The organism is Pseudomonas endophytica (genome assembly GCF_001411475.1).
Taxonomy (GTDB): Bacteria; Pseudomonadota; Gammaproteobacteria; order Pseudomonadales; family Pseudomonadaceae; genus Aquipseudomonas; species Aquipseudomonas endophytica.
Genome location: NZ_LLWH01000192.1, coordinates 17,898 through 27,668 on the forward strand (window position 1 = coordinate 17,898; position 9,771 = coordinate 27,668).

At 56.7% G+C, this 9,771-nt stretch carries 6 protein-coding genes and 1 pseudogene; 2 read left to right on the top strand and 5 right to left on the bottom strand.

All coding sequences use genetic code 11. The features are described from left to right. Positions 1-82: 82 nt before the first annotated feature. Positions 83-1,645, bottom strand: coding sequence for a PucR family transcriptional regulator (locus tag AQS70_RS17170; RefSeq protein ID WP_055103957.1), 1,563 nt, complete (start codon positions 1,643-1,645; stop codon positions 83-85). Positions 1,646-1,976: 331 nt separating this feature from the next. Continuing rightward, positions 1,977-4,105: pseudogene (locus AQS70_RS17175) on the bottom strand (TonB-dependent siderophore receptor). Positions 4,106-4,283: 178 nt separating this feature from the next. On the opposite strand from AQS70_RS17175, the gene AQS70_RS17180 reads away from it, so the two are divergent. Both AQS70_RS17180 and AQS70_RS17185 read left to right on the top strand, forming a co-directional pair. Next, the gene (locus AQS70_RS17180; protein WP_055103958.1) at positions 4,284-5,033 is read left to right on the top strand and encodes a response regulator; all 750 of its coding nucleotides are present in this window, start codon (positions 4,284-4,286) and stop codon (positions 5,031-5,033) included. 3 nt (positions 5,034-5,036) lie between these two features. Further along, the gene (locus AQS70_RS17185) at positions 5,037-6,443 is read left to right on the top strand and encodes an ATP-binding protein (RefSeq protein ID WP_055103959.1); all 1,407 of its coding nucleotides are present in this window, start codon (positions 5,037-5,039) and stop codon (positions 6,441-6,443) included. Here AQS70_RS17185 and AQS70_RS17190 read toward each other — a convergent pair. The 3 genes from AQS70_RS17190 to AQS70_RS17200 form a co-directional block, all read right to left on the bottom strand. Further along, entirely contained in the window at positions 6,440-7,150 is a 711-nt protein-coding gene (locus AQS70_RS17190) for an NAD(P)H-dependent oxidoreductase (protein WP_055103960.1), read from the bottom strand. The two genes, AQS70_RS17185 and AQS70_RS17190, sit on opposite strands and share 4 nt — an antisense overlap. A gap of 26 nt (positions 7,151-7,176) precedes the next feature. Further along, complete coding sequence (locus AQS70_RS17195; RefSeq protein ID WP_055103961.1) at positions 7,177-8,592, bottom strand: aldehyde dehydrogenase family protein; 1,416 nt, start codon at positions 8,590-8,592, stop codon at positions 7,177-7,179. Next, on the bottom strand, positions 8,585-9,771 hold a 1,187-nt coding region (locus AQS70_RS17200), incomplete at its 5' end, for a pyridoxal phosphate-dependent aminotransferase (protein WP_420912358.1). The genes AQS70_RS17200 and AQS70_RS17195, both read right to left, overlap by 8 nt.

Here is a 9,771-nt window from a genome sequence, read left to right on the forward strand (position 1 = left end):
AGCCTCTCAGCCCCGACGCTTCGAACGAGAAATAGGAATAGCGCGAAACGTTATCCTGCTTAGAGTAGGAGCCTGCGGCGGCTCATGTGTCATCGCCCGCTAATACATACATCTGCGCCGCCACTTGCAGCTTGAACTTATGTTCTGGGTTATCGAGGGAAAGGTGCAGCATTGATTCTATTCGCTCTACCCGATACCTCAGGGTACTGATGTGGATATCCAGCACCTTCGCCGTATTAATCAGTTGAAAACCTTCTTGAGCCAAGGTCAGTACGGTGTCGATCAAAGCGTTGCCCCGCTTGGGGTTACCAAGCGGCTCAATAAGTTTTTCGATCAATAAACGTCGAGCATCTGAATCCCCCATTAATGCTCTGGGGAATAAAACTTCATCGAAGTCATGCAGCTTTCCGGGTTTGAGCAAAGGCAAGAGCGCCAATACGTCTTCAGCGCCTTGCGCCATGCCTTTGACCCCGTGATGCACTCGGCTAACGGCCAGTGCACCGCCTTCTGAGCGTACTGAGCGCCAAATAGCATCCGGGGCGTTTTCAGCCGGAAGTAGAAAGCTGATCTGATTCAAAGAGACAGACATCAGCGGGGCAATTGTTAACCCCTGCATCGTTTTGGCGATTCGATCCGCCATTTTCGTGCGCCGGTCAAACCCCTCCAGCGAAAGCGGAATTGGTTCATTCAATAAGACTAAACAAACCCTGTAGCCCCTGCTTTCACTCCATCCAGACACTTGGGCTCTTTCAATCGCGCTGGGCGTTGCAGAGAACTTACCCTCCAGCAAGCCCGCTACAAAGGCGTACCCCAGCCGCGTTTCTTGATCGGATAACTGCCTCTGGTAGGTCAGGTGCAACGCGGCAATCACTGCCGCGTGCTCAAGCGCACGCACATCTAACTCCTCAAACTCTGCGCCCTCGTCGTATAGCCAGACAATACCGATCACTTCTCCACGCAGCCTGATGGCGCCGCCCAGCCTAGAGCGCCCAGCAGGTTCGACAACCACCTTGGGCGTATTGGGCTCAAAGAAGCCGCACAGTGATTGCAACTCGGTGAGTTTCTTAACGAGCACCCGCTCGTTGGACTCACTCACTTCGGGGTCTGAGGCCCCCAACACCGTGCCGTCCACAGAGACTACCAGCGCGTTTTTGTCCAACGCAGAATGCAGAGCTCGCGCCAATCCCTCTAGATTGTTCCCCTCCAGAGCGGCTTCCGTCAGGGTGCGATGAATGTGGTCTGAGCGGCGAATAGTCTCGGCCTGAATGTTGATAATACGTGCCAAAACATCGTACATAATCTCGCTGAACTGGATTTCCCAAGGCAACTCAAGCAGTGGCAAATGGCAAAGGTTGGCCTCGTCGATGGCCGCTTGAGTGAAGTGTTCGCGAAAATGTGGAACCGCCAGCACCACTCCCACCAAACCAATTTCACTGAGCCGTCGCACCATGACCCGACACGCTTCGTCGTCGACGGGCCAGTTGTAACCGGTGGTCAACAGCAGTTCGCCCGGCTTTAGCCAATTGGTGATTTCTGGGTGATCGACGATGTGAACCCAGGTGATTTCCCGGTTCATAGCGCCCTCACCTGCAACCACGGTGGCCTCGCGTAATACTGTGTTTTGAATCGCGGCATCGAGTTTCATGATTTACCTCTCTCACCCAGCGAAGAGCGCAGATCCAATAGAAGGTTTAGGGTTTAGAGCGTATCGCCCCACCCATTGACTCAGTGCGCAGCAACGGAGACTAGAGACTTTCACCCAGAATGCACAGGCCCGATACCTACTTGTAATAGGAAGTGAACGGCCTTTTTCCCTATCTCAAGGAGGAGTAAACACACCATATGGTTGCGAGCGCGTGGTGCTTAGCCAAGCGTGCAGTTTTGCGGGGCCAACAATAAACAAAGCCCGCCAATGGCGGGCTTTGGTAATGCATTTTGAGTGGGGGGTCACCTTGGGGAAAGGATCAGACCTAAACTCAAAACGCAGTACTCAGGGTCAACGACACGCTGCGCGGGTCGCCGTAGATAGCGCCAGCATAGAAGCCGTAGCGCGTGTAATAGGTCTTGTCGAAGAGGTTATTGGCGTTAAGCGTCACAGCGGTTTCGTCGGTGAGTTGGTATTTAGCCATGGCATTCCAGATGGCATAGCCCGACCAGTTCACGTCGGTCGGCCCGCGACTCACACCGTTAGTAGGAACACCCGCCGGGGTAGAAGTAGCGCGAATGTTGGTTTGTGCAGTGACACCCGCGCCAACGGTTAGGCGGTCCAGCGCACCCGACAGGTGATAAGTGGTCGATGCCTTGAACAGATGCGAGGGATCACTTTGGCCATCGGCATTCAGCCGGCGAAAGTGCAAGTAGGTATAGCCGCCATAAATGTTCCAGTCAGGGGTCAGAGCGCCGGACACTTCGAGGTCTATACCTTCAGTCTCTACGCCAGAGCCCGTTTTATAGGCTTGGGCGCCAGTTGGTGTCAGGTTGCCACCATCGGTGACCGCCTTGTTTTCTTGGCGGGTTAGAAAGTACGCGGCTTGGGCATTAACCCGGCCGTCGAACCACGCACCTTTAATCCCTGTTTCATAGCTTTGGCCACGAATTGGCTCGATCTTACTGCCGTTAGCGTTTTCTTCGCTTTGCGGGCTGAAGATGTCGGTGTAACTGGCGTACAGCGAGTAAGTGTCGTTCAGGTCATACACTGCCCCCAAGTAAGGGGTAACGATACCGTTTTGTTGCTGACTGCTGCGCGCACCGCTGGTGGCTAGCGTGGTGCTGCTGTAGTCACTGATTCGTGCGCCCAAAATCACCGACAGCGGATCAGTAATGCTCAAGCGAGTGGCGGCATACATACCCTGCAAACGGGTAATGGTCTTGGTGTGCAGGCCGGTCTTATATGCAAGGATGCGATAGTCATCATCCACACCGTTATGCCAGTCGGTGATCGGGAAGCCGTTATTGGCGCGGAACTGACAACCCAATGCGCTAGGGCTGGTGCGCGTGTCGCTAACCATGTTGCAGCGGTATTGAGGCGACCATGCGACTGTACGGCTGTCGTTGTAGCCAAACATGGCTTGATGCGTACGTCCGAATAAACTGAACGGGCCGGTGACATCAACCTGCGCCGACTGCTGAGTGGTGTCGGTAGAACTGTGCAAACCATTGAGCACCGCGCCAGTGCCATCTTGGTTCCAATAGCCCCCGTACGCTCCGCCGCCAATCGAGTTGACCTTGGCCAACCCACGGTGATTCAACGCTTCAGTGGTGCTTTGCGCGGCTTTTACGTTCAAGGTCCAGTCATTGTGAAAGCGTACCAGATTGGGATGTTCGCACCCCAGCCGCCACCAACGACTTTGTTGTATTCGTATTGGTAACCGGCGCCGAGAGTGGTGTTATCGGTCAAGTCGAATTCAAAATTAGCCATCGCGGCTCGGGAGCGATCGGACTGTTGATCACGGAAAGAATTCGAATCCTCTTGCGTCATCACCAAACGCGAGCGCAAACGCCCATCTTCAGAGAGCGGCAGGTTCAGGTCTGCGCCCAGGCGGCGCTTGTCCCAACTGCCGTAGGTCATGTAAGCACTGCCACCAAACTCATAGCCGGGGCGTTTGCGAATAAGGTCAATGGTTGCTGACGGGTCACCGGTGCCGCCCAATAGACCATTGGCGCCGCGGACGATATCAATCCGCTCATACAGGTCCATGTTCAGCGCGTTGCCGCCGCCGCTGAAGTCCGAACCGCCTTGAAATTGCAGGCCATCCACTTTCCAGTTGCTGATCGAATAGCCGCGCGCCCGGTACTCGGTTCGCCCACCCACTTCCGACTTACTCATGGTGATGCCCGGCGCGGCGTCCAACGCTTGCTCGATGTTGGTGATCTTGCGGTCTTGCATTTGCTCTTGAGTAATCGTGGTCACCGACTGCGGCGTTTGGCGCGGCGTCAGTTTCATGCCGGTCGAGCTATTAGTGCTCTTGACGGTATAACCCAACTGTTCAGCGTTAGCCTCTGACGTCTGGGTTCCTTCAACATTCAAGGTGTCGAGTTCCAGCGCCTCAGCGCCAGCCTCTTGACTGGCGATGCCAACCACGGCGCTTAAACCGATTGCCATCATCAGCGGTGTTTGCCGACGTTTACAGCGGCCCACTATGTTCAACATCAAAGGTTGCAGTGAATAGTCCGTCATGATGCCCTGCGTAGTCATTGGTAACAGTTCGTATTTGCAGATGATTTTTGGTAGCATTTTAGGCATCGCGACGTAGGTCACTATCATCGGTTTGTGTGGGTATGTAATGGAATGTAATGAGTTGCCTGTCGCAAAATCCCGCCTGTCGGCCAAAACGTTATTGGTGGTGGATGACGACGATGAGATCCGCGAGCTGCTATGCGATTACTTGAGCGAGAACGGCGATCACGTACTGGCAGCGGCCGATGGCGAGCAGATGTGGGCACTGCTCGAGCGCCAACCGGTTGATTTAGTCGTACTCGATGTGATGTTGCCAGGTGAGGACGGTCTGAGCCTGTGCAGGCAGCTTCAAGCACGACCTGAACTGAGCGTCATCATGTTGTCCGCCAAAGGCTCGGCCTTCGACCGCATCATTGGGCTGGAGGTGGGAGCCGACGACTACCTGACCAAACCTTTTGAACCGCGTGAGTTGGTGGCCAGAATCAAAGCAGTGCTGCGCCGTCAGAGTCGACTCGACCCCGTGACAGAACGCCCCGCCAGCGCGCAGCACAGCTTTGACGGTTACCGTCTGGATCACACCAAACGTCTGCTGCACACCCCAGATGGCCAGATGCTGACCCTGCCCCGCTCCGATTTCAGGGTGCTGCGTGACCTGCTGCAAGCACGTGAGCGTGTCTTGTCACGAGATCAACTGACGCTTAGCGCAATGGGCCGCGAATACTTCCCGGATGACCGATCAATTGATATGTGCATTAGCCGTCTGCGTCAGCATTTCAAAAACGGCGACGTGCAGATAGTGACCGTACGCAATGAAGGTTATTTGTTGAGTTTTTCCAACACCCACACGGCGGCATAACGCATGCGTGCTTTGCTGGGTAAGACCCTGGGTCGGTTATGGCCTAAAACCCTGTTTGCCCAGCTCACGCTGATCCTGGTCAGTGGCACATTGGCGATCCAGTTGTTATCCAGCAGCATCTGGTTCGATGTGCGCTATGCCCAAGTGCTTGAAGCCCCCGTGCGCCTTATGGCCAGTCGCACAGCGCCACTGCTTCAGCAACCGGGCTGTGTTCCGGGGCAGCCACAGGCAGCGCCCGCTCATTACTCGGTGACGTGCAGTGCGTCGAACCCTGCTCACCCATCCGACAACACCCGGGCGGTACGCCGCACTACATTGCTGTTAAATCAGGCGCTGGCTTACGAGTTGGGGCAAGAACCCTCGGTTGATGTGTTGAAGGTTGAGCTGACCGATCAACAAGGCCAGCCGCTGGTTTGGAGCAGCCTGTTTGGCCTGCAAACTGCCATCGCCCACGTAGGGTTTGTGATGCCCTTGGCCGACGGTCACTGGTTGAAGGTGCAAGGGCAAGAACTCCAGGGCTGGAGCGGAGAGTCAGCATGGGCTTTGATTGCCGATTATATTTTGCGCATCTATGTGTTACGTATTATCGCCGTGCTCGGGGTGTGCTGGCTGGCCGTTAGATTGTGTCTGCGCCCTTTGAAAAGGCTGAGTGACGCAGCCGGATCGTTGGGCGAGAACCTTGAGCAGCCACCACTGAACATTGAGGGGCCGCTGGAGGTACGTCAGGCGGCCATTACGTTCAACGCCATGCAACAGCGAATTGTGGCAATGGTTAATGACCAGAGTTTTTTCCTGGCCGCGGTGTCTCACGACTTGCGTACGCCTTTAACTCGCATGCGCCTGCGTATTGAGCGATTGAGCGACGCAACCCAGCGCGAGCGCCTCAAACAGAACATTTATCACATGGACAGGATGATCACCCAAGTCCTGGACTACTTGCAGAGCGCCAACCAGCACGCCTGCCAGTTTGTCGATGTCGATAGCGTGTTACGCAGTCTGTGCGCCGAAATGGCGACAGCCCAAGAGCCATTGCCGGTTACGGGGCAAGGAGGAACACTCTTCGCCAATGGCGTACTGCTTCATCGCTGTTTACAAAACTTAGTGGTGAATGCGCTGCGCTACGCCCAAAACATCGACCTCGAGGTCGAGCGCTCAACTGCCGGCGTAACAATACGAATCAATGACCGTGGGCCCGGCATTAAGGACAGCCTCTTGCACTCAGTGATGGACCCGTTTGTACGGGCCGACACCTCGCGCAACAATCAATCCGGGGGCTATGGCTTGGGGCTGACCATTGCCAAGCGCATAGCCATCAGTCATCAAGGTAGCCTGACGCTCACTAACCGAGAGGGCTCAGGTTTACAGGCGTGCGTGTTTATCCCGCACAGTTTGGCGATAACCACGACTTAAGCGTTGTTGGCCAGCGGATACAGCGCCTCATCAAACTGCGACAACTTCACATATTCCAGCGGCAGATCATCGGCAATGTGCTCCAGACGTTGCTGATAACTGCGCAGAAAATCTTGCCGGGCTTGGTCGCTGATGTACGGGACGTGCCAAGCTACAAACGGTTGCAGCACCTCGAACCCCACGTAAGCCAGCGTGCCACGCAAGATCGGTCGCAGCATGTCTTCAAACGGGCCATGGATGGCGCCTTCACCGAACATGTGTTCGCGCCCGCCCAACGTAACCGTCACCAATGCTTTTTTACCCGCTAAGCCGCCGTGGTCGTAGAAACGCTTACCGCCATAACAAATGCCCGACACCAGCACCCGGTCTATCCAGCCTTTGAGCATCGCTGGGGCTGAGAACCAGAAGATCGGGAAGTTTAAGATCAGCAAATCGGCCCACAGCAATTTGTCCAACTCTTGCTGAATGTCCGCAGCGATCGAGTGATGTTTGACCCCAAGCCGTTGTTCCAGTGCGTACACCAGATACTCCGGGTTTTGCCTCGGGGAAAAATCTTCAGCGCTGGCGACCGGGTTCCAGTTCATTTCATAGAGGTCGCTGACTTGCACCTCATGCCCTTGGGCTTGAAGCGTTTCAATCGCTTGGTCGCGCAGCGCGGCCGTGAACGAGTTCGCTTCAGGGTGGGCGTGGACGATGAGTACCTTCATAAGAATTCCTTAAAACGCATCAGTGATCAGAGTTGAATGGCTTTTATTTCAACAAACTCAGCCAAGCCTTCTTCGCCCCACTCGCGGCCGTTACCGGATTGTTTGAAGCCGCCAAACGGTGCTTGGTAGTTGAATGCTGCGCCATTGATAAAGCACTGCCCGGCCCGTATTTGCCGGGCCAGGCCAAGCGCACGCTGCGCATTGACGGCCCATACGGCACTGGATAGGCCAAACGGTGAATCGTTGGCGATTTGAATCGCTTGCGCTTCATCGACATAAGGAATCAAGCACAGTACCGGGCCGAAAATTTCTTCCTGAGCGATACGCATCCGGTTGTCGACATCGGCAAACAACGTGGGCGGCAGGTAAAAACCTCGCTCATATTCAGCGGCGGTTTCACCTCCGCACAACAGGCGTGCGCCCTCCTCTTGGCCGATACGAATGTAATCACCCACTGTGCGTCGCTGTGCGGCTGAACACATGGGCCCGAGGAAGCTCTGCGGGTCGAGAGGGTCGCCCATGCGCAGGCTCTGCGTTTCAGCCAGCGCCACCTCCAGCGCCTGTGCATAGCGGTTGGCCGGTATCAACATACGGGTCAAGGCGGTACAGGTTTGCCCCGAGTTGATCATGACGTCCTGCACGCCGTAGCGAACGGCGGCTTCGAGGTCTGCGTCTTCGCCGATCAGTAACGGCGATTTACCGCCCAATTCCAAACAAACCCGCTTAACCGACGGCGCTGCCGCCTGTGCCACGCGAATCCCGGCGCCGGTAGAGCCGGTAAACGACACCATGTCCACGTCCGGGTGAGTGGCCAATGCCTCGCCCACCTTAGAGCCGGGCCCGCTGACCAGGTTGAACACCCCGGCGGGTAAGCTGATGGCATCTATCATTTCAGCCAGCAAAAAGGCATGCAGCGGCGTTTCTTGGCTGGGTTTGACCACCACGGTGCAGCCTGCGGCCAGTGCTGGAGCCAGTTTGCCGATCAACTGGTGCAATGGGTAATTCCACGGGTTGATAAACGCGCACACCCCAACCGGCTCACGAACCACCCAGCTATTACCGATTTCGCGCACTTCATCCATGTGTGCGGCAAGCTCGATGGCGTGTTCAAGCCCAGCAATCGGCCCGTCAACTTGGACGGCTCGGCACCATTGCACGGGCATGCCCAACTCGGCGGTGATGACCGCCGCCATTTCATCAGCCCGTGCCTTTAACTGATCCGCCAAAGCCCGAATAAACCCAGCGCGCTCACTGGAGGGCAGGCGCGACCAAGGGCCGAAAGCGCGACGTGCTGCGGCCACGGCTCGCGCAACATCACGCTCATCGCCCAACGGAACAGTGCCTGCTGGTTGCTCAGTGGCCGGGTTGATCACCTCAGCCATGCCCTGCCCCTGCGCGGGTTGCCAGGCGCCGTCTATATATAACGCGCGGTGGTTATGCATTACGCGGGGCCTCGATCAATTCGCTGGCGCAGCGCGCAATTCGCTGACACGCATCGCGCAGTTGAGCCGCGCCCAGCACCAAGCCTAAACGGATATGCCCCGCAGCGCTTGGGCCAAAAGCCTCGCCAGCCAATACAGACACGCCGTAGCCGTCCAGCAAGCGGTTAGAGAAATCCTGGGCGCTGAACCCGCTTTCACGGATATCGACCATCACGAACATGCCACCATCGGGTTTTAGCGCCCGTACGCCTGGGCAATCGGCCAAGCATTCACACACCAAGTCACGCCGCTGACGATAGGCTTGACGCATGGCTTGCAGCTCTGGCAACTGGCTTTCGAGTGCGACCACGGCCGCATCCTGAATAAAGTCTGGCGAGCCGTAGAGCATGCACAGCGCGAGGTTTTCCAAATGCCCGGCCAGTGCGGGCGGCGCGACCACCCAACCGACTCGCCAGCCGGTCATGGCGTGGGATTTGGAGAGGCTGTTGAGCGTGGCCGTGCGCTCGGCCATGCCCGGCAAACTGGCCGGGCTAATATGTTCGCCTTCAAACAACAGCTCGCTGTAGACCTCATCGCTAATCAACCACAGGTCATGGGCGATGCACAGTTGCGCCAGCGCCTGCCACGTCGCCCGCGGCAAACTGGCCCCGGAGGGGTTGTGTGGGCTGTTTAGGGCCAACGCTCGGGTTCGCGGGGTGATACGCGCGGCAACGTCTTCGGGCAACACCCGAAAACCATTTTCGGAGCGCACCGGCACGGGTACCACCACCGCGCCACAGGCACCAAACACCGCTTCATAGGTCACGTACATGGGTTCTGCGACGATCACCTCGTCACCTGGGTTGAGTACGCACTGCGCCACGCTGAATAACGCACATTGCGCACCGGCCAAGACCACAACTTGATCGGCATCGACCTGCTGGCCGCTACGTTGCTGATGACGCTTAGCGATACTCTCGCGCAAGGTGCGCTTGCCGCGCACTTCGGCGTAATGGGTGTTGCCGGTCAGCAAACTGTCGATGGCCGCTTGCACAATAGGCGGCGGGGTATCGAAATCTGGGTCGCCAACAGACAGTAACAAAATGTCCTTGCCCTGTTCCTGAAGCGCCAAGGCGCGGTAGTGAATGTCCCAAGCGTCAGCGCCGTCACCGGCAATACGTTGAGTCAGAGCGGAAAGAC

What these genes read in the sequence shown, in the direction of transcription:
- AQS70_RS17170 (WP_055103957.1), bottom strand. Translation starts at nt 1,645, where the DNA reads ATGAAACTCGATGCCGCGATTCAAAACACAGTATTACGCGAGGCCACC.
- AQS70_RS17180 (WP_055103958.1), top strand. Translation starts at nt 4,284, where the DNA reads ATGGAATGTAATGAGTTGCCTGTCGCAAAATCCCGCCTGTCGGCCAAA.
- AQS70_RS17185 (WP_055103959.1), top strand. Translation starts at nt 5,037, where the DNA reads ATGCGTGCTTTGCTGGGTAAGACCCTGGGTCGGTTATGGCCTAAAACC.
- AQS70_RS17190 (WP_055103960.1), bottom strand. Translation starts at nt 7,150, where the DNA reads ATGAAGGTACTCATCGTCCACGCCCACCCTGAAGCGAACTCGTTCACG.
- AQS70_RS17195 (WP_055103961.1), bottom strand. Translation starts at nt 8,592, where the DNA reads ATGCATAACCACCGCGCGTTATATATAGACGGCGCCTGGCAACCCGCG.